General features: G+C 70.7%; 21 protein-coding genes and 1 pseudogene. 5 read left to right on the top strand and 17 right to left on the bottom strand.

Translation table 11 applies throughout. From position 1 onward, the window contains the following. Nucleotides 1-113: 113 nt before the first annotated feature. Entirely contained in the window at nucleotides 114-1442 is a 1329-nt protein-coding gene (gene hisS, locus AC1UKG_RS12350) for a histidine--tRNA ligase (protein WP_018814062.1), read from the bottom strand. Between the two features lie 54 nt (nucleotides 1443-1496). Further along, a complete protein-coding gene (locus tag AC1UKG_RS12355; protein ID WP_018743972.1) occupies nucleotides 1497-2213 on the bottom strand; it encodes an MBL fold metallo-hydrolase in 717 nt (238 codons plus the stop codon). A 239-nt stretch (nucleotides 2214-2452) separates the two neighbouring features. Between AC1UKG_RS12355 and AC1UKG_RS12360 the strand changes: the two genes are divergently transcribed. Next, on the top strand, nucleotides 2453-3328 hold the full coding sequence (locus tag AC1UKG_RS12360; protein ID WP_482642923.1) for a peptidylprolyl isomerase: 876 nt from the start codon (nucleotides 2453-2455) through the stop codon (nucleotides 3326-3328). 40 nt (nucleotides 3329-3368) lie between these two features. Beyond that, the gene (locus AC1UKG_RS12365; RefSeq protein WP_482642924.1) at nucleotides 3369-4202 is read left to right on the top strand and encodes a peptidylprolyl isomerase; all 834 of its coding nucleotides are present in this window, start codon (nucleotides 3369-3371) and stop codon (nucleotides 4200-4202) included. 66 nt (nucleotides 4203-4268) lie between these two features. Here AC1UKG_RS12365 and AC1UKG_RS12370 read toward each other — a convergent pair whose 3' ends face one another. From AC1UKG_RS12370 to ruvC, 8 genes are all read right to left on the bottom strand, one after another. Continuing rightward, on the bottom strand, nucleotides 4269-6728 hold the full coding sequence (locus AC1UKG_RS12370; RefSeq protein ID WP_018743969.1) for a RelA/SpoT family protein: 2460 nt from the start codon (nucleotides 6726-6728) through the stop codon (nucleotides 4269-4271). 275 nt (nucleotides 6729-7003) lie between these two features. Further along, nucleotides 7004-7570 (bottom strand): adenine phosphoribosyltransferase, encoded by a 567-nt coding sequence (locus AC1UKG_RS12375; protein ID WP_018730036.1) that lies wholly within the window; start codon nucleotides 7568-7570, stop codon nucleotides 7004-7006. A gap of 88 nt (nucleotides 7571-7658) precedes the next feature. Then, the gene (gene secF, locus AC1UKG_RS12380) at nucleotides 7659-8837 is read right to left on the bottom strand and encodes a protein translocase subunit SecF (protein WP_482642925.1); all 1179 of its coding nucleotides are present in this window, start codon (nucleotides 8835-8837) and stop codon (nucleotides 7659-7661) included. 1 nt (nucleotide 8838) lies between these two features. Then, nucleotides 8839-10773 (bottom strand): protein translocase subunit SecD, encoded by a 1935-nt coding sequence (secD, locus tag AC1UKG_RS12385; protein ID WP_018743967.1) that lies wholly within the window; start codon nucleotides 10771-10773, stop codon nucleotides 8839-8841. A gap of 240 nt (nucleotides 10774-11013) precedes the next feature. Next, a complete protein-coding gene (gene yajC, locus AC1UKG_RS12390) occupies nucleotides 11014-11352 on the bottom strand; it encodes a preprotein translocase subunit YajC (protein ID WP_018730039.1) in 339 nt (112 codons plus the stop codon). A 138-nt stretch (nucleotides 11353-11490) separates the two neighbouring features. Further along, a complete protein-coding gene (gene ruvB / locus AC1UKG_RS12395) occupies nucleotides 11491-12555 on the bottom strand; it encodes a Holliday junction branch migration DNA helicase RuvB (RefSeq protein WP_018730040.1) in 1065 nt (354 codons plus the stop codon). 55 nt (nucleotides 12556-12610) lie between these two features. Then, nucleotides 12611-13213, bottom strand: a complete 603-nt coding sequence (gene ruvA, locus AC1UKG_RS12400) for a Holliday junction branch migration protein RuvA (protein WP_018743966.1) — start codon at nucleotides 13211-13213, stop codon at nucleotides 12611-12613. Then, entirely contained in the window at nucleotides 13210-13740 is a 531-nt protein-coding gene (gene ruvC, locus AC1UKG_RS12405) for a crossover junction endodeoxyribonuclease RuvC (protein WP_018743965.1), read from the bottom strand. The genes ruvA and ruvC overlap by 4 nt, the downstream gene beginning before the upstream one ends. 236 nt (nucleotides 13741-13976) lie before the next feature. Between ruvC and AC1UKG_RS12410 the strand changes: the two genes are divergently transcribed. Together AC1UKG_RS12410 and AC1UKG_RS12415 are read left to right on the top strand one after the other, a co-directional pair. Next, nucleotides 13977-14759 (top strand): 3-hydroxybutyrate dehydrogenase, encoded by a 783-nt coding sequence (locus tag AC1UKG_RS12410; protein WP_018743964.1) that lies wholly within the window; start codon nucleotides 13977-13979, stop codon nucleotides 14757-14759. Nucleotides 14760-14773: 14 nt separating this feature from the next. After that, a complete protein-coding gene (locus tag AC1UKG_RS12415; RefSeq protein WP_018743963.1) occupies nucleotides 14774-16693 on the top strand; it encodes a helix-turn-helix domain-containing protein in 1920 nt (639 codons plus the stop codon). A 129-nt stretch (nucleotides 16694-16822) separates the two neighbouring features. Here the strand turns inward: AC1UKG_RS12415 and AC1UKG_RS12420 are convergent, their stop codons facing one another. Genes AC1UKG_RS12420 through AC1UKG_RS12440 form a run of 5 tightly spaced genes read right to left on the bottom strand, consistent with a single transcriptional unit; the run spans nucleotide 16823 to nucleotide 21450 of the window. After that, on the bottom strand, nucleotides 16823-17836 hold the full coding sequence (locus AC1UKG_RS12420) for a branched-chain amino acid ABC transporter permease (RefSeq protein ID WP_482642926.1): 1014 nt from the start codon (nucleotides 17834-17836) through the stop codon (nucleotides 16823-16825). Beyond that, the gene (locus AC1UKG_RS12425; RefSeq protein ID WP_018743961.1) at nucleotides 17833-18714 is read right to left on the bottom strand and encodes a branched-chain amino acid ABC transporter permease; all 882 of its coding nucleotides are present in this window, start codon (nucleotides 18712-18714) and stop codon (nucleotides 17833-17835) included. Before AC1UKG_RS12425 ends, AC1UKG_RS12420 begins: the two co-directional genes overlap by 4 nt. Next, a complete protein-coding gene (locus AC1UKG_RS12430; RefSeq protein ID WP_018743960.1) occupies nucleotides 18711-19970 on the bottom strand; it encodes an ABC transporter substrate-binding protein in 1260 nt (419 codons plus the stop codon). The genes AC1UKG_RS12425 and AC1UKG_RS12430 overlap by 4 nt, the downstream gene beginning before the upstream one ends. A 39-nt stretch (nucleotides 19971-20009) precedes the next feature. Beyond that, nucleotides 20010-20702, bottom strand: a complete 693-nt coding sequence (locus tag AC1UKG_RS12435) for a branched-chain amino acid ABC transporter ATP-binding protein (RefSeq protein ID WP_018743959.1) — start codon at nucleotides 20700-20702, stop codon at nucleotides 20010-20012. Continuing rightward, entirely contained in the window at nucleotides 20689-21450 is a 762-nt protein-coding gene (locus tag AC1UKG_RS12440) for an ABC transporter ATP-binding protein (protein ID WP_482642927.1), read from the bottom strand. Before AC1UKG_RS12440 ends, AC1UKG_RS12435 begins: the two co-directional genes overlap by 14 nt. 513 nt (nucleotides 21451-21963) lie before the next feature. Between AC1UKG_RS12440 and AC1UKG_RS12445 the strand changes: the two genes are divergently transcribed. After that, nucleotides 21964-22644 carry a YdcF family protein gene (locus AC1UKG_RS12445; RefSeq protein WP_018743957.1) on the top strand — a complete coding sequence of 227 codons (681 nt, stop codon included), beginning with the start codon at nucleotides 21964-21966 and terminating at the stop codon, nucleotides 22642-22644. A gap of 6 nt (nucleotides 22645-22650) precedes the next feature. Here AC1UKG_RS12445 and AC1UKG_RS12450 read toward each other — a convergent pair. Together AC1UKG_RS12450 and AC1UKG_RS12455 are read right to left on the bottom strand one after the other, a co-directional pair. Continuing rightward, a pseudogene (locus AC1UKG_RS12450) lies at nucleotides 22651-22854 on the bottom strand (XRE family transcriptional regulator); the annotation flags it as partial. Between the two features lie 80 nt (nucleotides 22855-22934). Then, the gene (locus AC1UKG_RS12455) at nucleotides 22935-23978 is read right to left on the bottom strand and encodes an aminotransferase class V-fold PLP-dependent enzyme (RefSeq protein ID WP_018743955.1); all 1044 of its coding nucleotides are present in this window, start codon (nucleotides 23976-23978) and stop codon (nucleotides 22935-22937) included. Nucleotides 23979-23994: the final 16 nt, after the last annotated feature.

Raw genomic sequence — 23994 nt, forward strand, 5'->3', positions numbered from 1 at the left:
ACCGTAGGTCCGATCGCCGGTACGCGCCAGTAGCATCCCAGATGCGCCTCGGAGCAGCGCCTTCCTGCCGAAACACCCACCCCGGACCGAACCGGGCCGACGGTCACGTGAACTCAGCTCACCACCGGCCGCAGGTCCGCCGCCGGTGGCTGCCACACCTCCGCCCGCGCCGACACCTGCGCACCGGTACGGATGTCCTTGACCTCGTCCGCTCCCTCGTCCGTGCCGGGGAACCACACGTACGGGATGCCCCGCCGCTCGGCGTAGCGGATCTGCTTGCCGAACTTCGCCGCGCTCGGCGCGACCTCGGTGCAGATGCCCCGGGCCCGCAACGCCTCGGCGACCCGGTTACTCACCGCCCGCTGCGCCTCGCTGGTCACCGCCACCACCACACAGGTGGGGACCGGACGGGAGATGCTCAACGCCCCGGCACCGAAGAGCAGGCCGAGCAGCCGGGTCACACCGATCGAGATGCCCACTCCCGGGAACGCGACGGCACCGGCGCTGGCCAGGTTGTCGTACCGGCCGCCGGAGCAGATCGAGCCGAACCGCTCGTACCCGACCAGCTGCGTCTCGTAGACGGTCCCGGTGTAGTAGTCCAGGCCGCGGGCGATGCGCAGGTCGGCGACGCAGAGGCCGGGCGCGTGCTCGGCGGCGGTCTGCATCACCTGGACCAGCTCCGCGAGGCCCTCGTCGAGCAGCGGGTGACTGACCCCGAGCGCGTTCACCGCGTCGGCGAACGACGCGTCCGGCGCCGAGATCTCCGCCAGCGCCAGCACGGCCTTCGCCTGCGCCTCGGTCGCCCCGGCCGTGGCGGTCAGGAGGTCGGCCACCCGGGCCGGGCCGACCTTGTCCAGCTTGTCGACCGCGCGCAGCGCCGCCTCCGGGTCGGTGATCCCCACCCCCCGGTAGAAGCCCTCGCAGATCTTGCGGTTGTTGACCTGGATCCGCACCGGCGGAATCGGCAGCGACCGCAGCGCGTCCCCGATCACCAGCGGCATCTCGGCCTCGTGGTGCGGTGCCAACGTGTCCCGGTCCACGATGTCGATGTCCGCCTGCAGAAACTCCCGGTAGCGGCCCTCCTGCGGTCGCTCGCCCCGCCACACCTTCTGGATCTGGTAGCGGCGGAACGGGAACTGGAGCTTGCCGGCGTTCTCCAGCACGTACCGGGCGAACGGCACGGTCAGGTCGAAGTGCAGGCCAAGAGCGTCGTCGCCGGCCGGTCCGTCGGGGTCGGCCTGCAGCCGCCGGAGCAGGTAGACCTCCTTGGAGGTCTCCCCCTTGCGCAGCAACTGGTCGAGCGGCTCGACCGCGCGGGTCTCCAGCGGGGCGAACCCGTACCGCTCGAAGGTGTCCCGGATCCGCTCCAGGACGGACTGCTCGATCATCCGCTGGGCGGGCGTCCACTCCGGAAAGCCGGAGATCGGCGTGGGCTTACTCATGGTGCTCCGTTCGCGAACCCCGCGCGGTCCACGCGGGGGAAGAAGATGCGGCGGCTACAGGCCGCGGGCAGGGGCCGCCGGTCGCGCCTGCGCGCCCGCGACCTCGAGGAGGTACGGGTTGGCGGCGCGTTCCCGGCCAATCGTCGTGGTGGGACCGTGGCCGGGCAGCACGACCGTGTCGTCCGCCAGCGGGAGGATCTTGCTCCGCAGGCTGGCGAGCATCGTCGGATGGCTGCCACCCGGCAGGTCGGTACGGCCGATCGAGCCGGCGAAGAGCACATCACCGGAGAGGCAGAGCTCGTCTGCCTCCCAGCGGGAACCCGCTCCGGGCAACCGGAAGAGCACCGACCCGCCGGTATGGCCCGGCGCATGGTCAACGGTGATCTCCAGCCCGGCGAGGTCGAGGGTGGCGCCGTCGGTCAGTTCGGCGACGTCCTCCGGCTCGGTGTACGGCAGCCGACCACCGAAGAGCCCGGCCAGGTCGGCGGAGAGCCCCTTCGCCGGGTCGGCGAGGAGCTCCCGGTCAGCCGGGTGAACGTACGCGGTGACCCCCCGCGCACCGCAGACCGGCGCGACGGAGAAGGTGTGGTCGAGGTGGCCGTGGGTCAACAGGACCGCGGCCGGATGCAGCCGGTGCTCGGCCAGCAGGGCGTCGAGTCGGTCGAGCACCCCGATGCCGGGATCGACCACCACACACTGCTCCCCCGGCGCCGTCGCGACCACGTAGCAGTTGGTGCCGAAGGCGTCCGCGGGAAAACCGGCCACGAGCACGACGGCTCCCCTTCCCTCGAAGTGTCAGGTCGTCTGCTGAGCCTAGTCGCCGCGGCAACCACGCTCGCGCGGTGCGGCCCGATGGTGGGTGCGGCACGGTCCGCGGGTCACCACTGCGCCACCTCGTACACGACAATCCCCGCCTCTGGTCGTACACTCTTGCGGGCGTGTGGCATGGCACACCTGACCAACGGTCGGGCCGCCCGTCACGGAACCAGGGTAGAGGAAGGGGAGCGCGGGTGGCCTCCAGCAGGGATCGGCAGCGCAAACTGGCGCGGGCAAAACTCGACCGACAGCTGGCCCGGCGGGCCGCTCGGGCCCGCCGCCGACGGCAGGTCCAGGCCGGGGTGGGCGTCGCAGTCGTCCTCGCCCTGCTCGTGGCCGGCTCCGCCTGGGCGCTGGGTGCCTTCGATCGGGAACCGGTCGAGGACACCGCGGCCGAGGAGATCTGCTTCTGGACCCCGGAGGACGCCACCGCCAACACCAACCTGACCGACGTCGGCACACCGGCCACCACCGGGCTGCCGACCGGGGGGGTCCGGACGATGACGGTCGTCACGAACCAGGGCGCCCCGGTCACCGCCGAGCTGGACACCGCCGCCACCCCGTGCGCCGTCGCGAGCATCTCCCACCTCGCGGCGAACTCGTTCTACGACAACACGAAGTGCCACGAGATCACCGCCGAGGGTGCGGTGCGCTGCGGCGACCCGAGCGGCACCGGACTGGGCGGACCCGCCTACTCCTTCTATGACGAGAACGTTCCCACCCCGGCGGAGACCTCGGCCAGCCCCGCGCCCGACCAGCCCGCGACCTACCCGAAGGGCACGGTCGCGATGGTCAGCAACAGGCCCAGCGCCAACGGAAGTCAGTTTCTGATCTTCTTCAAGGACTTCACCACCGCCGACCCGGCGTACACGGTCGTTGGCCGCGTCACCGGTGGCCTGGATACGGTCGAGAAGATCGGTGCGCTTCCGACCGTGGAGAATGAGGGCGGGGCGAAGGTCAAGCCGAAGGACGACGACGTGGTTATCCAGAGCCTGACGGTCACCGAGCCGGCGACGACGCCGACCGCCACCACGTCGGCCACCCCGGCGGTTGACCCGAGCGCCGGCTGACCGATCCCAGCCCACCCACATCGTGCAGGAGGATCCAGGCGTGACGTCCATCAGTGAGCGGCAACGCGCGGCGGCCCGCGCTCGGCTCGAGAAGGAGATGGCCGAGCGGACCGCCCGGGCTCGTCGGCGTCGACAGACCCAGGCGATCGTCGGGGCGAGCGCGGCTCTCCTCCTGGTGGTCGCCGGCACCGTCTGGCTGGTGTCGAGCCTCGGCGACGACTCGGCGACCGACTCGACCACCACCGCCGGTGCCACCGAGTGCGTCTTCACCGAGATCCCCGCCGACCAGCGGACCCCACAGATCAAGGACGTCGGCCTGCCGAGCACGCAGCAACCGAACACCGGCACCCAGACCCTCACGATCGACACGAACCTCGGGCCGATCACGGCCAAGGTCGACCGCTCCGAGACGCCGTGCACCAGCGCCAGCTTCACCCACCTGGCCGAGCAGAACTTCTTCGACAACACCAAGTGCCACCGCCTCGTCACCGAAGGAATCAAGGTGCTCCAGTGCGGTGACCCGAGCGCGACCGGTGACGGCTGGCGGGAAACCGACGGCACCGGCGGGCCGAGCTACGGGCTGGCTGAGGAGAACCTGCCCACGGACAAGCGGCCCCCGTATCCGGAGGGCGTTATCGCGATGGCCAACTCCGGCGCCCCCGGCAGCACCGGCAGCCAGTTCTTCATCGTCTACGGCGACTCGCCGCTCGACCCGAACTACACCGTCCTCGGCACGATCACCGGCGGGATGGACATCGTCAAGGAGGTCGCGGCGGCCGGCGACGACGCGGCCTACGCGCAGATGGCCGGCGGCGGACACCCGAAGAAGGGGGTCACCATCACCGACCTCACGATGAGCGCACCCCAGGGCTGACCGCCCCAGCGAAGACCGCGACGCGCCCCCGGCTCCGGCCGGGGGCGCTCGTGCATGCCGATGGGCTCAGGAGCCGGAGGTGACCCGGTAGGCGTCGAAGACGCCGTCAACCTTGCGCACCGCGGCCAACAGGTGCCCCAGATGCTTGGGGTCGGCCATCTCAAAGCTGAACCGGCTCACCGCCACCCGGTCCCGCGTGGTCGTCACGGTCGCGGAGAGGATGTTAACCCGCTCGTCGGAGAGCACCAGGGTCACGTCGGTGAGTAGCTTGTGCCGGTCGAGCGCCTCGACCTGGATGGCGACGAGGAAGGTTGACGCGCTGGTGAGCTTCCAGCCCACCTCCACGACCCGCTCCCCCTGTGCCTTGAGGTCCTCGGCGTTGGCGCAGTCGTCCCGGTGCACGCTCACCCCGCCGGAGCGGGTGACAAAGCCGAACACCGAATCCGGCGGGACCGGGGTGCAGCAGCGGGCCAGCTTGATCCACACGTCGCTGACGCCCCGAACAACGACACCCGGGTCGTTGCTGCTGGCCCGACTCCGCGGCGGGCGAGTGGCCACCGCGGTCTCGGCGATGTCCTCGACCGCGCCCTCCTCCCCGCCGTAGGAGGCCATCAGCTTCTGCACCACCGACTGGGCGGAGACGTGGCTGTCACCGACCGCCGCGTAGAGCGAGGCGACATCGGCCAGGTGTAGATCCCGCGCGATCGCCATCAGGTTGTCGGAGCTGAGCATCCGCTGCAGCGGCATGCCCTGCTTGCGCATCGCCTTGACGATCGCGTCCTTGCCGGCCTCGATCGCCTCCTCGCGCCGCTCCTTGTTGAAGTACTGCCGGATCTTCGTACGCGCCCGCGGGCTCTTGACGAACCCCAGCCAGTCCTGGGTCGGGCCAGCCGTCTCCGACTTCGAGGTGAAGATCTCGATCACATCGCCGTTGGAGAGCGTCGACTCCAACGGCACCAGCTTGCCGTTGACCCGCGCCCCGATGCACTTGTGCCCCACCTCGGTGTGCACCGCGTACGCGAAGTCCACCGGCGTGGACCCCGTCGGCAACGGAAAGACGTCGCCCTTCGGGGTGAAGACGTACACCTCCTGGCTGGACAGGTCAAAGCGCAGCGCGTCCAGGAACTCGCTCGGGTCGGCCGCCTCCCGCTGCCAGTCCAGCAGCTGCCGCAGCCAGGTCATCTCATCGATGTGCGCCGGCGGGCCCACGATCTGGGTGCCCTTGTGCTCCTTGTACTTCCAGTGCGCCGCGATACCGAACTCGGCGGTACGGTGCATCGCGTACGTGCGGATCTGCATCTCCACCGGCTTACCGGTGGGCCCAATCACCGTCGTGTGCAACGACTGGTACATGTTGAACTTCGGCATCGCGATGTAGTCCTTGAACCGGCCCGGCACCGGCTGCCAGTTCGCGTGAATCACACCCAACGCCGCGTAACAGTCCCGCACCGTGTCCACCAGGATCCGCACACCCACCAGGTCGTAGATGTCGTTGAAGTCCCGCCCCCGCACGATCATCTTTTGGTAGATCGAGTACAGGTGCTTCGGCCGACCGGTCACCTCCGCCCTGATCTTGGCGGACTTCAGGTCGGTGCCGACCTTCCTGGTCACCTGTCGCAGCAGCGCCTCCCGCTGCGGCTGGTGCTCCCCGATCAGTCGGTTGATCTCCTCGTACCGCTTCGGGAAGAGGGTGCCGAAGGCCAGATCCTCCAGCTCCCACTTGATCGTGTTCATACCCAGGCGATGTGCCAGGGGAGCCAGGATCTCCAGCGTCTCCTTGGCCTTCTGCTCCTGCTTCGGCCGCGGCAGGAAGATCAGGGTACGCATGTTGTGGAGCCGGTCGGCCAGCTTGATCACCAGGACCCGTGGGTCCTTCGCCATGGCGACGACCATCTTGCGGATCGTCTCCGCCTTCGCCGCGTCGCCCAGCTTGACCTTGTCAAGCTTGGTCACCCCGTCAACCAGCAGCGCCACCTCACCACCGAAGTCGGCCCGCATCTGGTCCAGCGTGTACTCGGTGTCCTCGATCGTGTCGTGCAGCAGCGCCGCGACCAGCGTGGTGGTGTCCATGCCCAGATTGGCCAGGATGGTGGCCACCGCGAGCGGATGGGTGATGTAGGGGTCGCCGGACTTACGGTACTGGCCGGAGTGCCAGCGAGCCGCCGTGTCGAAAGCGCGCTGCAACAGCCGCGCGTCGGCCTTCGGGTGATTCTCCCGGTGACTGGAGATCAGCGGCTCCAGCACCTCGCTGACCTGCGAGGACTGCCAAGGCGCGTTGAACCGGGCCAGGCGGGCCCGCACCCGCCGTCCGGTCGGCGCGCTGGAGAGTGCGAATCCGCCGCCGGGAACGGTCTCGGGCACCTGGTCGCCCCGCCTCGCAACGACCGCCCCCTCGCTCCCCGCGTCCGGGCCGGTGCGGAGGGCGTCGGTCGCTCCGGCGCCACTACCGGGACCAACCCCGGAGCGAGAGCCACCACTGCGGTCGGTCACCGAGCCGTCGCCTGTCGGATGCACCGTGTCCTCCAACGGAGGGGCGACATCGTGAGACACCGTCCTCCTCACCGCTCGCCGGACGCGCCGGCCAGGCGGCCGACGTCGGATTCCACCGGCCGCGCCGGCCGGCGTCGTCGATCCCACCGGCCGCACCGGCCGGTGTGGCCCGCCGACCTTTGGCCGCCGGCTCCTCGCCACCGGACGAATCGACGCGCCCGGTTAGCAAATGGCAATGCTACCCGCACTCAGGGGGCGCCGCCGTCTCGCCGACCCGGGCCGCACCGGGTCATCCGCCCCGGCCCAGACGATCAAACGGTCAGCAGGGCATGGACCGGGCGCGGCGCCAGCCGCTCACGACCGCCCAGGAAGCCCAACTCCAGCAGGACGGTGCAGCCCGCCACCGTACCGCCGGCCCGCTCGACCAGGTCGAGGGTCGCCTCAGCGGTGCCACCCGTGGCGAGTACGTCGTCCACCACCAGGACCCGGTGCCCGGCAGTGAACGCATCCTGGTGCACCTCCAGGGTGGCCTCACCGTATTCCAGGGCGTACGACGCCGAGTAGGCCACCCGGGGCAGCTTGCCCGCCTTGCGTACCGGCACCACCCCGACGCCGGCGGCGTACGCTATCGCTGCCGCGACCACGAACCCACGGGCTTCGATCCCCACCACGGTGTCGAACGAGTCCCGCCCGTGGTAACGCACGATGCCGTCAATGATCTCGCGAAAGGTGTCCCCATCGGCGAAGAGCGGCATCAGGTCCTTGAACATGACACCGGGCTTCGGGAAATCCGGTACGTCCAGCACCCGGCTGGCCACCAGTTCGGCCATCTCCCGGCCGCTGTCCCCTCGTACCACGGTGGTGTGGGTCTCTGTCACGCGGTTCCGCTCCCTTGTTCCGACGACGGCGTCCCGCACGCCGCTCGCACAGCATGAAGGACGCCGTCGTTTCCGTTCCCCTGGCGCGTCAGCGCCGCTTGCCGCCCGGACGGTTACCGCCACCGCGCGCACCGCGCGTGCCGGTCGGCCGCTTACCCGCCGGCCGTGCCCCCACCTTCGGGGCCGCGCCGGCGAGGGCCGGCGCCCCCGGGTCGAGCTGCTCGTCGGCGCGCTCCGTCAGCCGGGGCGCGCTCTTCGTCGCACCCTCGCCACGCTCCAGCGCGGCCCGCCGGGCCAGCACCCGCTTGTTGTGCGCCTGGATCCGCGGCTCCTGGTTCTTGAGCAGCACCAGCAGCGGGGTGGCCAGGGTGATCGAGGAGAAGAACGCCACCGCCATACCGACGAACAGCACCAGGCCGAGGTCCTTCAGCGTGCCCGCGCCGAAGAAGCCGGCTCCGATGAAGAGCAAGCCGCCGACCGGGAGCAGGGCCACGATCGAGGTGTTCAGCGACCGCATGAGGCTCTGGTTGATCGCCAGGTTGGCCGCCTCGCCGTACGTCTGGTTGTTGTTCGCGGTGATGCCGCGGGTATTTTCCTGGACCTTGTCGAAGACCACCACCACGTCGTAGAGGGCGAAGCCCAGGATGGTGAGGAAGCCGATCACCGTCGACGGGGTCACCTCGAAGCCGACCATCGAGTAGATGCCGGCGCTGAGGACCAGGTTCATCAGCAGGGAGCTGACCGCACCGACGGCCATCCGCCACTCGAAGCGCAGCACCAGGTAGACCATCACCAGCACGAGGAAGATCACCAGACCGAGCACCGCCCGCTTGGTGACCTGGCTACCCCAGGCCTGGCTGACCTGCTCACCGCCAACGTCGCTGACCTGGAGGCCGAACTCCAGGGCTACCGCCGCCTTGACCGCGTTGGCCTGCTCCGCGCTGAGCTGCGAGGTACGCATCTCATAGAAGTCGTCACCGGTACCGCCGACCTTCTGCGCGGTGACCACCTCCGCGCCGCCACCCTCAGTGGCCAGCGCGGCGTCAACCGCCTCCTCGGCCTGCTCCAGGGTGCCGACGCTGGCGGGAACCTGGATCGAGTTACCGCCAGCGAACTCGATTCCGAGGTCGAACCGGAGGAACGCGAAGCTCAGCACCGAAATCAGGGCCAGCGCCCCGGCGACGCTGAACCACACCTTGCGACGGCCGACAATGTCGAGACCGGCCTCACCACGGTAGAGGCGACTCGCGAGACCAGCACCGGCCATCTCAGGCCTCCTTCGCGTGCGGGTTGCGGGGCTGGGCCGGCTTCTCCCGGGCCGGCAACGCCCGGCCGAGGCCGCTGACCCGCGGGGACAGGAACGCCCGGGTGCGGGCGAACATCGTCATGATCGGGTGTCGGAAGAGGAAGACCACCACCAGGTCGAGGACCGTGGCGAGGCCCAACGCGAAGGCGAAACCCTTGACCACGCCGACCGAGACGATGTAGAGCACCACCGCGGACATCAGGGTGATCGCGTTGGCGGAGATGATCGTCCGACGGGCGCGGATCCACGCCCGGGAGACCGCGCTGCGGGGGCTGCGCCCTTCCCGAATCTCGTCCTTGAGCCGCTCGAAGTAGATGACAAAGGAGTCCGCCGCCACACCGAGCGAGACGATCATGCCGGCGATTCCGGCGAGGGTGAGGGTGAACCCGATCTGCCGGCCGAGGACCACCAACGCGCCGAAGACGAGCAGCGCGGAGAGCACGAGGCTCAGGAAGATCACGGAGCCGAGCAACCGGTAGTAGAAGAACGAGTAGATGATCACCAACAGCATCCCGATGCCGGCCGCGAGCAGGCCCGCCCGCAGGTGGCTGGCGCCCAGGGTCGCGGTGACGTTCTGCTGCGCCTGCGGCTCGAAGGTCACCGGCAGCGCGCCGTAGCGCAGCGTGCTCGCCAGGTCGCCGGCGTCCTGCTGGGTGAAGTTGCCGGTGATCTGCGAGTTACTGGTCAACACACCCAGGATCTCCGGCGAGGAGACGATCTCGTTGTCCAGCACGACGGCGACCCGGCAGTTGCCGCTGTCCCCGAGCGCGCTCGGGTCACAGGCCTCGCCCTCGTTCCGGAACGCCTCACCGGTCAACGCGGTCCACTTGTCCTGGCCCGAGTTGGTGAAGTCCAGGCTGACCACCCACTGGCTGGTCTGGTCTAGCACGGCGTTGGCGTCGTTGATGTCGGTGCCGACGACCTTGGCCTGGTCGAGCAGGTACTTGATGCTGCCGAACTCACAGGCGACGACCTGCTGGTCGACGGCGGAGATCGACGCCGGCGGACGGGCGTCAAGCTGGTCACAAGTGATCTGCGGGACGTTGAACTGCACCTGGGCCGGCAGCACCGCGACCTCGCGGTCGGTCAGCGACGCGAACGGCTTGAGCTTCTCGACCAGCGACGGGTCGGTGGTCAGGTCGTTGGGCGACTGGAGTGCGTTCGCGGCCTCCCAGGCGGGCGCACCGACCTTCTGCTCGACTGCCCTGCGCTGCTCCTCGATGCTGGCCGGGACCGGGGTGGCGCTGTCACTCGCCGCCGGTGTCGCGCTGGGCGAGGAGGAGGCGCTCGGCGTGGGCGTGACGCTGGGCGAGGCCGTGGGGGTCTCGCTGGGCGCCGCGGCACCACCGCCCTCACCTCCGGTCGGCGAGGCCGTGACCTGGACGCTGCTCGACGGGGTGGGGGAGGCGCTGCCGGTCGTGGACGGCGTGGCGGAGCCAGACGGCGCAGCGGAACCGGACGGTGTGGCCGAGGGGGTGTCGGTCGGGCTCGGCGCCGGGTTCGCCGCCGCGCCACTACCGTCGGTCACCTGGAGCACCTTGCGGAAGCGCAGCTCCGCGGCGCTTCCGACCTCGGTCAGGTCCCGGTTCTCGCCGGGAAGGGAGATCACGATGTTCCGGTCGCCCTCGGTGACGACCTCGGCCTCGGCAACCCCGAAGGCGTTGACCCGACTCTCGATGATCTGCCGGGCCTCCTCCAGGTTCTCGGCGGTCGGTGCCTGGCCGTCAACGGTGTTGGTCGCCTCCAGCGTCAGCCGGGTGCCGCCGACCAGGTCGAGACCGAGCTTGGGCTCGAGCCGGTCCTGCCAGCTACCGCTCGCGCCGCCGCCGAAGAAGACCAGAAGATAGAGGACCACGAAGATGAACCCGAGCACGGCTAGCTGCCGCCCGGGGCGCATCCGTTTCTGAGGTGGTGCCACGGCTGTCCTGTCTCCCTGTAGGGTCACGCCGCCACGCCAGCGGCGGCTGTCGGCCGGATAGACCGGCCGAAGCTATGTGGGGGTCGCCGCAGCGGCGCACGGGCACCGACGCGGAACGCCACCACACCCTGCACCTACCGTGGGTGGCGTATCGACCCGATTGTCAAATTTTCGTCCAACTCATGCGCTGCCCGGCCGCCGAAATTGACGGGCGGGGTATTACTCCTTGATTGCGTCCGCGTCGTCGGCCGCCGCGTCAGCGGGCTGCTCCGCCTTGGTGACGACCCGGGCGATCGCGGGACGGGCGTACCGGGTCTCCACGCCGGGGGCGACCTCCAGCAGCACCGTCTCGTCGTCCACGCCGGTGACGGTGCCGTAAAGCCCGCCGATGGTGACGACCTCGTCACCATGCCCCAGCGAGGACTGCATGGCCGTCGCCTCTCGGCGCCGCTTCTGCTGCGGACGAATCATCATGAAGTACATGACTCCGAAGAGCAGGACGATCATAAGGATGGGCGTGAAGCCGCCAGCGCCGCCGCCATCTTGTGCCAAAAGCACGGTGGTAAAACCTTCCCATTGGCCTTCGTACCGGCACAAGGGCACCGGGCTGAAGGCGATTTCTCACATCTGTACAGACCGCGGCGAGTCTAGTCGCTCCACCTGGGAACACCGAATGCGGCACAGATCACGTTCGCATCACGGCTGATCAGGCTCCACCGAGAACAGGGCACGCGCGGGAGGGACATCCGGGCCAAATGTACCATTCGGCGGCGTACGCCCCAGGTGGTGCCAGGCCGCCTCGGTGGCGACTCGACCACGCGGTGTTCGGGCGAGGAGACCGGCCCGCACCAGGAACGGCTCACACACCTCCTCCACCGTGTCCGGCTGCTCCCCCACCGCCACCGCCAGCGTGGACAGGCCGACCGGACCGCCCCGAAACAGATCCACCAGCGCGGTGAGCACCGCCCGGTCCAGCCGGTCCAGCCCCAACGCGTCCACGTCGTACACGGTGAGTGCCGCCTGCGCGGTCTCCCGGGTGACCACGCCGTCGGCCCGGACCTCGGCGAAGTCCCGCACCCGGCGCAGCAGCCGGTTCGCGATCCGGGGAGTGCCCCGCGCGCGGCCGGAGATCTCGGCCGCGCCGTCAGCGGTGATCGGCACACCGAGGATGCGGGCCGAGCGGTTCAGCAGCCGCTCCAGGTCGGCCGGGGAGTAGAAGTCCAGGTGCGCGACGAAGCCGAACCGGTCCCGCATCGGGCCGGTGAGCAGCCCAGCGCGAGTGGTCGCCCCGACCAGGGTGAACGGCTCCACGTCCAGTGGGATGGCGGTCGCCCCGGGACCCTTGCCCACCACCACGTCAACCCGGAAGTCCTCCATCGCACTGTAGAGGAGCTCCTCCGCCGGCCGGGCGATCCGGTGCACCTCGTCGATGAAGAGCACATCCCCCTCGCCGAGACTGGTCAGGATGGCCGCCAGGTCACCGGAACGCTCGATCGCCGGGCCGCTGGTCACCCGGATGCTGGTGCCCAGCTCAGCGGCGACGATATTGGCCAGGCTGGTCTTACCCAGCCCGGGCGGGCCCGACAGGAGGATGTGATCGGGAGGACTGCCGCGGCGTAGCGCGCCCTGAAGCAGCAGGTCGAGCTGATCCCGGACCCGCTCCTGCGCGATGAACTCGGCCAGCCGGCGCGGCCGGACGCTGGCCTCCGCGTCCCGCTCGGCGTCGCTCACATACGCCGAGACCAGATTGTCGCCCGTCATCCCGACTCCTCACCCATGGCCCGGATGCGGTCGCCCGACCCGCTCCGCCCGCCCGTCATCGCGTGCGGCCCAGCAGTCGAATCGCCTGCCGGAGCAGGACCGGCACCGGGGGCACCTCCCCCTCCACCGTCTCCGCCACCGCGGTGACCGCCTGATCCGCCTGCGCCGCCGTCCAGCCGAGCCCGACCAGGGCCTGACGCACCTGCTCCGGCCAGTTACCGGTCGTGACGCCAGCCGCGGCGTCGGCACCGACCGGGGCGGGACCGATCCGGTCCCGCAGCTCCAGTACGAGCCGCTCGGCGCCCTTCTTGCCGATCCCCGGCACCCGGGTCAACGCGGCGATGTCGGCGTTGGCGACGGCCGTCCGGACCGCCTCCGGCGCATGCACCGCGAGGACGGCCTGGGCCAGTCGGGGGCCGACCCCGCTGGCCGTCTGCAAGAGCTCGAACAGGGCCTTGGCGTCGTCGTCGGCGAACCCGTAGAGGGTCAGCGAATCCTCCCGGACGACCAGGCTGGTGGCGAGGCGGGCCGGCTGACCCACCCGCAGGTCGGCGATCGTGCCCGGCGCGCACTGCACCGCCAGGCCCACGCCGCCGACCTCCACGACGGCGTGGTCGGGACCGGTCGCCGTCACCACCCCCCGGACACTGGCGATCATCGGCCTCCTCCTCGTCGTCGGGCCCGGTCGGCGGCGGTCGCCAACTTCGAACGGGTGCCACCGCGCCACACGTGGCAGATGGCCAGGGCCAGGGCGTCGGCGGCGTCCGCCGGGCGGGGCGGGGCGGAGAGCCGCAGCAGCCGCGTCACCATCGCGGTCATCTGGGCCTTGTCGGCCTGACCGGAGCCGGTCACCGCCGCCTTCACCTCGCTCGGAGTGTAGGTCTGCACCGGCAGGCCCGCCCGCGCCCCGGCGAGAACAGCGACCCCGCTGGCCTGTGCCGTGCCCATCACCGTGCGGACATTGTGCTGGCTGAACACCCGCTCGACAGCCACGCTGTCCGGCCGGTGCTCGGCCACCAGGGCGGTGAGCGACCGGTCCAGGGTCAGCAGGCGCAGCGGCAACTCGTCGTCGGGATCAGTGTGGACGACGTGGTAGGCCACCAACGTGCAGGGGCGCCCCGGCACACCCTCGACCACGCCGACCCCGCACCGGGTCAGCCCCGGGTCAACGCCGAGCACGCGCACGCCGCCTCCTCCCCGACCGCCAGCAGTACGTGTGTTCGACACCCTATCGAGATCGTCGGAGCCGCAGCCGGCGGGACACGCCGGAGCCCGACGGCGGTGCCCGGCGCCGAGCCCGACGGGTGGTGCCGGCACCACCAGGATTCGCCCGATGTCGACTGCGACCACACAGCCCCGACGGCGAGTATGTGCCGCTACCCCATGTCCGCCTGGCCGTACAGGTCGTAGTTTCATGCGCCATGACGGCAGATCCGAGGACGACCCCCCACGTCGTACAGGTCGATCTCACCGGCCGAACCGCCCTGGTGACCGGGGGCGGCAGCGGCATCGGGCGAACGTGCGCGCGACGACTCGGCGCCGCCGGCGCCACCGTCGTCGTGGTGGACCGGGACCTCGCCGCCGCCCAGACGGTCGCCACCGAGGTGGGCGGCGTAGCCGTCGGTGCCGACCTGGCGGACCCGGAGACGGTCAACCGCCTCGACACCAAGGTCGATATCGTGGTCAACAACGCCGGGCTCCAGCACGTCGCCCCGGTCCCGGAGTTCGCCGTGGAACGCTTCGAACACCTGCACCGGGTGATGGTCGAAGCCCCGTTCCTGGTCATCCGCCGGGCCCTGCCGCACATGTACGCCAGGGGCTGGGGACGCATCGTCAACATCTCCTCGGTGCACGGGCTACGTGCCTCGCCGTACAAGGCGGCGTACGTCTCGGCGAAGCACGCGTTGGAGGGTCTGTCCAAGGTAGTCGCGTTGGAGGGGGCCGCGCACGGTGTGACCGCCAACTGCGTCAACCCGGCGTACGTGCGCACCGCGCTGGTGCAGCGCCAGATCGCCGACCAGGCCGCCAGCCACGGCATTCCGGAAGCCGAGGTCGTCGAGAAGATCATGCTGGGCCGGGCGGCCATCAAGCGGCTGCTCGAACCGGAGGAGGTGGCCGAGTTGGTGGCGTACCTCTGCTCGCCACCGGCGGCCTTCATCACCGGTGCGTCCATCGCTCTCGATGGGGGGTGGACGGCAAACTAGGGTACCGGCGCACAATGGCCGTCATGTCCTCGCCGGTGGAGTTCCTGGAACTGCTCGCCCGCGAAGCCACGGCGGTGGAGTTCGAGGGTCCACTGGTGGCCGCACGCACCGCCGGAGCACCCTCGGAGCGACTGGCCGAGCTGGAACGGGCCAAGACGGTCGCGCTGCGGGTGCGGGCGCTGCTGGAACGACGGCGGCGCCGGGAGAGTGAGCTCTCCGGGCTGTACGACACCGTCAGCGACCTGGCCGGGCTCCGCGACCTGGACGACGTGCTGCGGGCGATCGCGCGCCGGGCCCGGGACCTGCTCGACGCCGACGTCGCGTACATGACGCTCAACGACGACCGGCGCGGCGACACCTACATGCGGGTCACCGACGGCTCGGTGTCGGCCCGGTTCCAACGGCTGCGGCTACCGATGGGCGCCGGGCTCGGTGGCCTGGTCGCCCAGTCCGGTGCCCCCTACGTCACGGCGAACTATCCGGCGGACGACCGGTTCCACCACACCCGCGAGATCGACGCCGGCGTCGGGGAGGAGGGCCTGGTGGCGATCCTCGGCGTGCCGCTGCGGCTGGGCTCGATCTCGATCGGCGTGCTCTACGCGGCCAACCGCTCGGCACGCCCGTTCGCCCGGGAGGAGGTGGCCCTGCTGGCGTCGCTGGCCGCGCACGCCGCCGTCGCGATCGACACCGCTCGGCTGCTCACCGAGACCCGCTCCGCGTTGGCGGAGCTGTCCGCGGCCAACACCACCATCGGGGCGCACAGCGCGTCGGTGGAGCGCGCGGCGGCGGCCCACGACCGGATGACCGCGCTGGTGCTCCGGGGCGGCGGAGTGGAGGAGGTCGCCGCCGCCGTACCGGAGGTCCTGGGTGGAGCGCTACTGGCCCTGGACGCCGAGGGGCGACTCCTGGCCCGGGTCGGCGAGATCGACGAACCGAGGCGGGCGGAGATCGTGGCGGCGGTGGCCGCGTCCCGGGCCGCGGGGCGCAGCGTGCGTCGCGGCCCACTCTGGTACGCCGCCGTGGTCGCCGGCGCCGAGAACCTGGGGGCGTTGGTGCTTCGCCCGGACGACGAGTTGGTCGACGCCGACCAGCAGATCCTGGAGCGGGCCGCCCTGGTCACCGCGCTGCTGCTGTTGTTTCGGCGGACGGTCGCCGAGGCGGAGGGGCGGGTCCGCGGCGAACTCCTCGACGATCTGATCGCCGACCCGCCGCGGGACACCGACGCGCTCCGTGACCGGGCCCGCCGACTCGACGTGGACGTGGACACCGCGCAGGTGCTGGTCTGTGTGCACGACGGCGCGATCGCCGCGACGGACCCGGCCCGGCAACGGACCCTCTCCTGGGCCACCACCTACGCCTGCACCCGCGGCGGCCTGGCCGCGGCCCGGGACGGGAAGGTGGTGCTGATGCTGCCCGGCTCGGACGCGGGCACCGCCGCCCGCGCGGTGGCGCGGGACCTGTCCCGGCTGACCGGGCGACGGGTGACCGCCGGCGGCGCTGGTCCCGCCACTGGTCCGGCCTCGCTGGCCGCGGCGTTCCGGGAGGCGGAGCGCTGCCTGACCGCGCTCGGCGCGCTCGGCCGAGCCGGGCAGGGCGCCAGTGCGGACGAGTTGGGCTTCGTCGGCCTGCTGCTGGGCGCGGTCGACATCGGCGGCGACCGCGACGTCTCCCGGTTCCTGGCAGCCACCGTGGGGCCAGTGCTCGACTACGACGCTCGCCGGGGCACCGCCCTGGTGCGGACCCTGGAGGCGTACTTCGGGGTGGGGAGCAGCCTGACCCGCGCCGCGGAGCAGCTCCACGTGCACGTCAACACGGTCACCCAACGGCTGGAGCGGGTCGGTCACCTCCTCGGCGGCGACTGGCAGCAGCCGGAGCGCATGCTCGAGGTGCAGCTCGCACTCCGACTCCACCGCCTCCGCCACCCGCCCGGCTAAGCCCGCCGCGGTCGAGGGCGCCGCAGTCGAGGCCTCCCCGGCCGAGCCCGCCCCGGTCGAGCCCGCCGCAGTCGGGGCCGCGCCGCTGGAGCCGGCCCCGCGGAGGCTGTGCGCCCCCGCGGCCAAGAGTCAGTCCCGACGCCCCCACCAGCGCCGGGCCAACGTGGACGCGGTGCCCCAGATGCCGCGCCGGAACAGCAACACCACCACGACGAAGATGCCGCCGGTGACCAGCCCGATCGCCTCGAAGCCGGAGAATGACAGCCAGTCCTCCAGGCGGACCACGATGCCGGCACCGAGCACGCCACCCCAGAGGGTGCCGATGCCGCCGAGAACCACCACGATCACCGCCTTTCCGGAGGTGGTCCAGTGCAGCACCTCCAGCGAGACGAAGCGATGGCTGACGGCGAAGAGCCCACCGCCGAGGCCGGCGACGAAGCCGGAGAGCACAAACACGGTGAGCTTGTACCGGTGCACCGGGTAGCCGAGCGCACGGGCGCGCGCCGGGTTGTCCCGGATCCCGACCAGCACCCGGCCGAACGGCGAGTGGACGATCCGCCACGCGCCGGCCAGACCGAGCAGCACGATCGGCAGGATCGCGTAGTAGAAGTAGTAGTCGTCGGTCAGGTCCAGCCCGAACAGCTCCCGCGGCACCCCCTGCAGGCCGTTCTCGCCCTGGGTCACCGACCGCCACTCGTTGGCGACGTAGTAGACCAGCTGCGCGAAGGCCAGGGTGACCATGGCGAAGTAGATTCCGGTTCGCCGTACCGCCAGGTAGCCGATCGGCACCGCGAGGACCGCCGCGGCCAGCGCCCCGGCCAGCACCGCGGCCGGAAACGGCAGGCTCAGGTGGATCGCCACCAGACCGGTCGTGTACGCCGACACGCCCCAGAAGGCCGCGTGCCCGAAGGACAACAAGCCGGTGAAGCCAAGCAGCAGGTCCACCGCGACGGCGAAGAGCGCCCAGCAGAGGATGTCCACCGCCACCGCCGGGTACAGGCCGTTCGGTAGCCAGAGCGCCACCGCCAGGCCGGCGACGAGCAGCGCGTACCGGGCCCAACCGGGGGCTCGGGCCGCCACGGCCAGGCCACTGGGCGCCCCCCGCCCGGCCGGCTCGGACCTGCTCTCCACAGTGCTCGTCATGCTGGCGCCTCCGCCCGGCCGAAGAGTCCGGCCGGGCGCCAGAGCAGCACGGCGGCCATCACGATGAAGACGATCGTCTGGGCCACGATCGGGAAGGCGGAGAGGTAGGCCTCGGCCCACGCCTGCACCATCCCGATCCCGAAGCCGGCGGCGACCGAGCCGAAGATCGACCCCAGCCCACCGATCACCACCACCGCGAACACCACGATGATCAGGTCCGCTCCCATCAGCGGGTTGACGGCGCGCATCGGCGCGGCGAGCACCCCGGCCAGCCCGGCCAGCGCGATACCGAAGCCGAAGACCGGGGTGATCCAGCGCCCGACGTTGATGCCGAGCGCCCGGGTCAGCTCCGGCCGCTCCGTCGCGGCGCGAACGACCATGCCGACCCGGGTACGGGCCAGCGCCCACCACACCCCGACGCAGACCGCCACCGCGAAACCGAGGATGAAGACCCGGTACGTCGGGAAGTCGAAGAGCCCGAGGTCGACCGAGCCGCGGAGCCCGGCCGGCGCCTCGTACGGGCTGGACTGCACCCCGTACCGGAGCTTCACCAGGTCCTGCAGAATCAGCGTGAGGCCGAAGGTGAGCAGGAAGTTGTAGAGCGGGTCGAGCCGGCTGAGCCGGTGGATGAACGCCCGCTCGAGCGCCATGCCGAGCAGCGCCAGGGCCAGCGGCACGACCACCAGGGCGACCCAGAACGGCACCCCCGCCTCGGCCAGCAGCACGTACGCGCCGAAGGCGCCGAGCATGTAGAAGGCGCCGTGGGCGAAGTTCACCACCCGCAGCATCCCGAAGATGACCGCGAGGCCGAGCGCGAGCAGGGCGTAGAACGCCCCGCTGACCAGCCCGTTGAAGGTGCTCTGGAGAAAAGCGGTCACAGCGTGCAGTCCGGGGACGGGGCTCGGAACGCCTCCTCGGCCGGGATGGTGTCGAGGATCCGTACGTAGTCCCACTCCTCGGTGACCTCCGACTGCGGCTTCACCTGGGCCAGGTAGGCGTCGTGGATCACCCGGTGGTCCTCGGCCCGGATCTTGCCGTTGCGCAGGAAGACGTCGTTGACCTCCTTGCCCTCCAGCTCGGCGACGATCGTGTCGGCGTCGTCGGTGCCGGCCGCCTGCACCGCCTCCAGGTACTGGGTGGCGGCGGAGTAGTTCGCCGCGTGCGCGAACGACGGCCGGGTGCCGGTCTCCTGCTGGAAGCGGTCGGCGAACTCCCGGTTCTGCTGGTCGAAGTTCCAGTACCAGGCGTCGGTGTAGGTGGTGCCGGCCAGCGCCGCCGGGGTGAGCGAGTGAATGTCGGTGATGAACATCAGGCCGACGGCCAGACCCACGCCCTTGTCGCGCAGCGCGAACTCGTTGTACTGCTTCACCACGTTGACGAGCTCCGCCCCGGCCTGCATGGTGCCGAGGACGTCCGGCTTCGGGTCCAGCGTCGCCGCCTTGAGCAGGTAGCTGGAGTAGTCACCGCTGGTGTTCGGGAACGGCGCCCCGTCCTTGCCGACCACCCGACCACCGGCGTCGGCGATGGCCGCGGAGAAGCTCTTCTCCATGTCCTGACCGAAGGCGTAGTTCGGGTAGAGGATGTACCAGTTCCGGCCGACCTGCTCGGTGGTGGTCCGGCCCGTGCCGTTGGCCAGCATGTACGTGTCGTACGCGTAGTGAAAGGTGTATTTGTTGCAGCTCTTGCCGGTGAGGTCGGTGGTCGCCGCACCGATGTTGAAGTAGAGCCTGCGCTTCTCCTTCGCCACGTCGGCGACCCGCAGCGCCGCCGACGAGGTGGGCACGTCCAGGATCAGGTCGACCCCCTGCCGGTCGTACAACTCCTGGGCCTTGCTGTTCGCCAGGTCCGGCTTGTTCTGGTGGTCGGCGCTGCGCACGCTGATGTCCGTGGTGACCGCCCGGTCGCCGTATTTCGCCTGGAAGTCGGCGATCGCCAGCTCCACGGCCGTGACCGAGTTGCGGCCCGACAGCTCGGAGTAGGCACCGGACTGGTCGTTGAGGACGCCCAGCACGATCGCGCCACCGGTCACCTTCTCGTCCCCATCGGACTGGGGACCCCCACCACCGCAGCCGGCGACCACGAGCGCCGTGGCCGTTGCCGTCGCGACCAAACCCACCGTCCTACGCATGACCATCCCTTCGTCCGCGCACCGCGCGGGATCGGTCCCGAGCTCTCAGATGCCGAGGTACGACAGCAGTTCGCGTTCCCGCGACCGCACCTCGGAGTTCTCCATCGCCGCCGTGACGCGCCCCTCGGCCAGCAGGTAGTGCCGGTCGGCGACGCTGGTGGCGAAGCGCAGGTTCTGCTCCACCAGCAGCACCGTCACCCCGTGCCGCTTGGCTTCCCGCAGCAGGTCACCGACCTGCTGGACGAGCAGCGGCGCCAGCCCTTCGGTCGGTTCGTCGCAGAGCAGCACGCGGGCGCCCATCCGCAGGACCCGGGCCAGCGCCAGCATCTGTTGCTCACCGCCGGAGAGCGTCGTGGCGGCCGCGTTACGCCGCTGGTAAAGGGCGGGGAACGCCTCGTACACCCGCTCCAGCGACCATGGGTCGGGCCCAACGGTGGGCGGCAGGGTCAGATTCTCGGTCACGGTCAGGGTGGCGTAGCTACCCCGATCGTCGGGAACCCAGCCGAGTCCCCGCCGGGCCCGCCGGTCCGCCGACAGGTTGCCCAGCGCTGTCCCGCCCAGCTCGACGGTGCCCCGCCAGCCTGCGTGCAGGCCCATGACGCAGCGCAGCAGGGTCGACTTGCCGGCCCCGTTGCGGCCCACCAGGGTGACGACCTCGCCGGGGTCCACGTGGAGACCGGCGTCCCGCAGCACCTGCGCCTCGCCATACCAGGCGGAGAGGTTCTCAATGCGCAGCATCGGCGGCTCCCAGGTAGGCGGTGATCACCCGTTCGTCGGCGCGAACCTGCTCGTACGGGCCTTCGACGAGGACCCGGCCGGCCTGCAGGACGGTGACGGTGTCGGCGAGTCGCCCCACGACGCTCATGTTGTGCTCGACCAGCACCACGGTGCGGCCCTGCCGAACCTGTGCGATCAGCTCGACGGTGCGGTCGACGTCCTCCAGCCCCATGCCCGCGGTCGGCTCGTCCAGCAGCAGCACCTTCGGGTCCAGGGCGAGGGCGATCGCCAACTCCAGGGCGCGCTTGCGACCGTAGGCGAGCGCCTCGGCGGGAACCGCCGCCAAGTCGGCCAGGCCGACCATCGCCAACAGTTCGTCGGCCCGATCGGTGTAGCGCCGCATCAGCTTTGCCGACCGCCAGAACCGCCAGCCCAGCCCGCTCGGACTCTGCAACGCCAATTCGACATGTTCCCGGGTCGACAGCTGCGGAAAGAGGCTGGTGATCTGGAAGGAGCGGGCGACGCCCCGGCGGGCGACCTGCTCCGCCGGCAGGCCGGTGATGTCGCGTCCCGCCAACTCGATCCGGCCACCGGTGGGCGACAGGAAGCCGGTGAGCAGGTTGAACAGGGTCGTCTTGCCCGCACCGTTCGGGCCGACGAGCGCATGCACGCTGCCTTCGGCAACCACCAGGTCGACGTCGTCGACCGCACGGAAGCCCCGGAAGTCGCGGGTCAGCCCGTGGGCCGACAGGAGGCCTTGCCCGGCCATCGCCACCCCTCTCCCCGGCCTGGCGACGGACGAAAGTAGTGACTGCGGTCACAGGTCCGTCGGGTGTGCAGGAAACCTACGGCCGTAGATCGAGGAGAGGCTATGTTGTCGGACCCCACATTCCGACACCCGAATGCGTGGCCGAACGACGCCTCTTCCCCCAGCTTCATCTCGCGGAGATCCTCAATCGACACACCCCGCACACCAGCGAGCCTCTTCGGCAAGGCCGCCAACTCCTAATCCGCGGGTTCGGGTTCGAGTCCCTGGCGGCGCACCAACGAGCAAGGCCCTGACCTGGTACTTATGTGCCGGTCGGGGCCTTTTCGCGTACGGCGGTGGTGCTGGTCGCTCAGTGGGTGCTCGGCAGCCGTTGGACCTCGCGATCGTCCTGGCCGTCGCCAACCTCCTGGTCTTGTGGTGGCCGGTGGCGTGGTGCTGGAGTCGGCGGTGTCGTGTTGCGCTGCTCCCCCCTACGCTGGCGGTATGAGGGGATCCAGCGGACCGGACTGGTAGGTGCTGATGGACCGGCGGGCGGCAGCTGCTGCCGAGGAGATTCCCGACGCTGTTCGGGCGGACGTGGTGACGCTGTGGCGCTACCACGACCTGCGTCACGAGTTGCGTTCGTGTGATGTGGGGATCGGACTGGGCAGTCATGACCTTGGGGTGGCGGTCGTCGCGACCCGTCTGTTCCACGAGGGCCTGTTCCCAAGGATCCTGTTTACCGGCGCGAATGCTCCGACGACGGTTGGGCGGTTCCCGCGCGGAGAGGCGGTGCACTACCGCGAGTACGCCGTCGAGCAGGGCGTACCGGCGGGAGCGATTCTGGTGGAGCCGCGTGCCACGAACACCGCCGAGAACCTAAAGTTCTCCCGTGCGCTGCTGGCCGAACGCCGGATCCCGGTGGAGTCGGTGCTGATCATGTCGCGGCCCTACCAGCAGCGTCGGGCTTATGCGACGTGCCGGCTGGTGTGGCCGGAGGTCGAGGTGGTGTGCGCGTCGAATCCACTCGACCTGGATGACTACGTGCGCAGTATCGGCGATGCGCGGCGGGTGGTGGACATGCTGGTCGGCGACACGCAGCGGATCGAGGTGTACGCCGAGCGTGGGTTCGCGATCCGGCAGGAGGTGCCGGATGCGGTGCGGGCGGCGTTCGAGCGTCTGGTGGCGGCCGGTTACACGAGCCGGCTGGTCTGAGCCGGGCTACCAGCGCGGCCCTGCTGACCGGACGCCCATCCGGTCGCTGAGTTCGACGGCGAGTCGAGGTGGCCGGGGGCGGGTGAGGATGTCCCAGACCAGGTCGCGGGAGAGCCGGTGGTAGCGCACCTGGTCGGGGCCGATGACCTCGGCGCCCAGAAGCGTGGCGAGCGCGTCGTCGATGCGGTTCCACCGGGCGAGGGCTCGGGCCCGCGCCTACCGCGTCAGTACCACCACGGCCGCCAGCATCGAGGAGGCCACCTCGTGAACGGCATCGGCCTTCGGGGCGGTCAGCCGGTCAACGCGGTGAGGGCCCGATCGACATCGTCCTCGGTGGAGTAGAGGTGGAACGAGACGCGGACCCGGCCGGCGCGTACCGCCGCCCGTAGGCCGGCGCGCTCCAACCGCGACAGTGCCTCCGGCACCTCGGCGGTGGTAATCGCGCTGTCGCCGGGCGGCAGCCCCAGGCCGGCGCGGAATCGATTGGCCAGCGCCACGTTGTGCGCGTGGATCGCCGGCACCCCCACCTGCAGCAGCAGTTCCAGGGCGGGAGCCGCACCGATGTAGCTGAACCAGGCCGGGGCGATGTCGAAGCGGCGGGCGCTGTCGGCGAGGCGTAGCGGCGGACCGTACAGAGATGTCAGCGGGTCGGCTCCGGCGTACCAGCCGGCGGCGTCGGGGCGCATCCGGTCCCGCAGCTCGGGAGCGTAGTACGCCAGGGCAGTCCCCTTCGGGGCCAGCAACCACTTGTACGCGGCGAGAACGACCACATCCGCGAGCGCGGCGTCGAACGGCAGCCAACCGCAGGCCTGGGTGGCGTCGACCGCCACCAGGGCGTCGTGGGCCCGGGCCGCGGCGACGATGTCCGCGTACCGGGCCACCGCGCCGTCGGCGGACTGCACCAGGCTGAACGCGACCAGGTCGGTGTCGGCGTCGATCGCATCCACGAGACCCGCCAGCGCAACGGTGCGCACCCGGACGCCCCGCTGCTCCTGGGCCAGCCAGGGAAAGAGATTGGAGGTGAACTCGACCTCGGGGACCAGCACGGTCGCCCCCGCCGGCAGCGCCGCGGCCACCGGCGCGAACAGCTGCGACGCCGCGCTGCCGATCGCCACATCCCGTTCGGGGACACCGACCAGACGCGCGAACGCGGCCCGGGTACGCGTCTGGGCCTCGTCCCAGCCCTCCCCTGTCACACCCATGTTCCCCGTGCGCCAGCCGGCGAGCGCCTCCTGCAACGCCGTCCACGCCGGGTCGGGCGGTAGCCCGTAGCTGGCGGTGTTCAGCCAGCCCCTATGGGGCTGCCACAGCTGCTGTGCCTGCTCGATCCGCATGGCACCGACGCTAGCG

Source organism: Salinispora sp. CH2A1_6 (assembly GCF_056820975.1).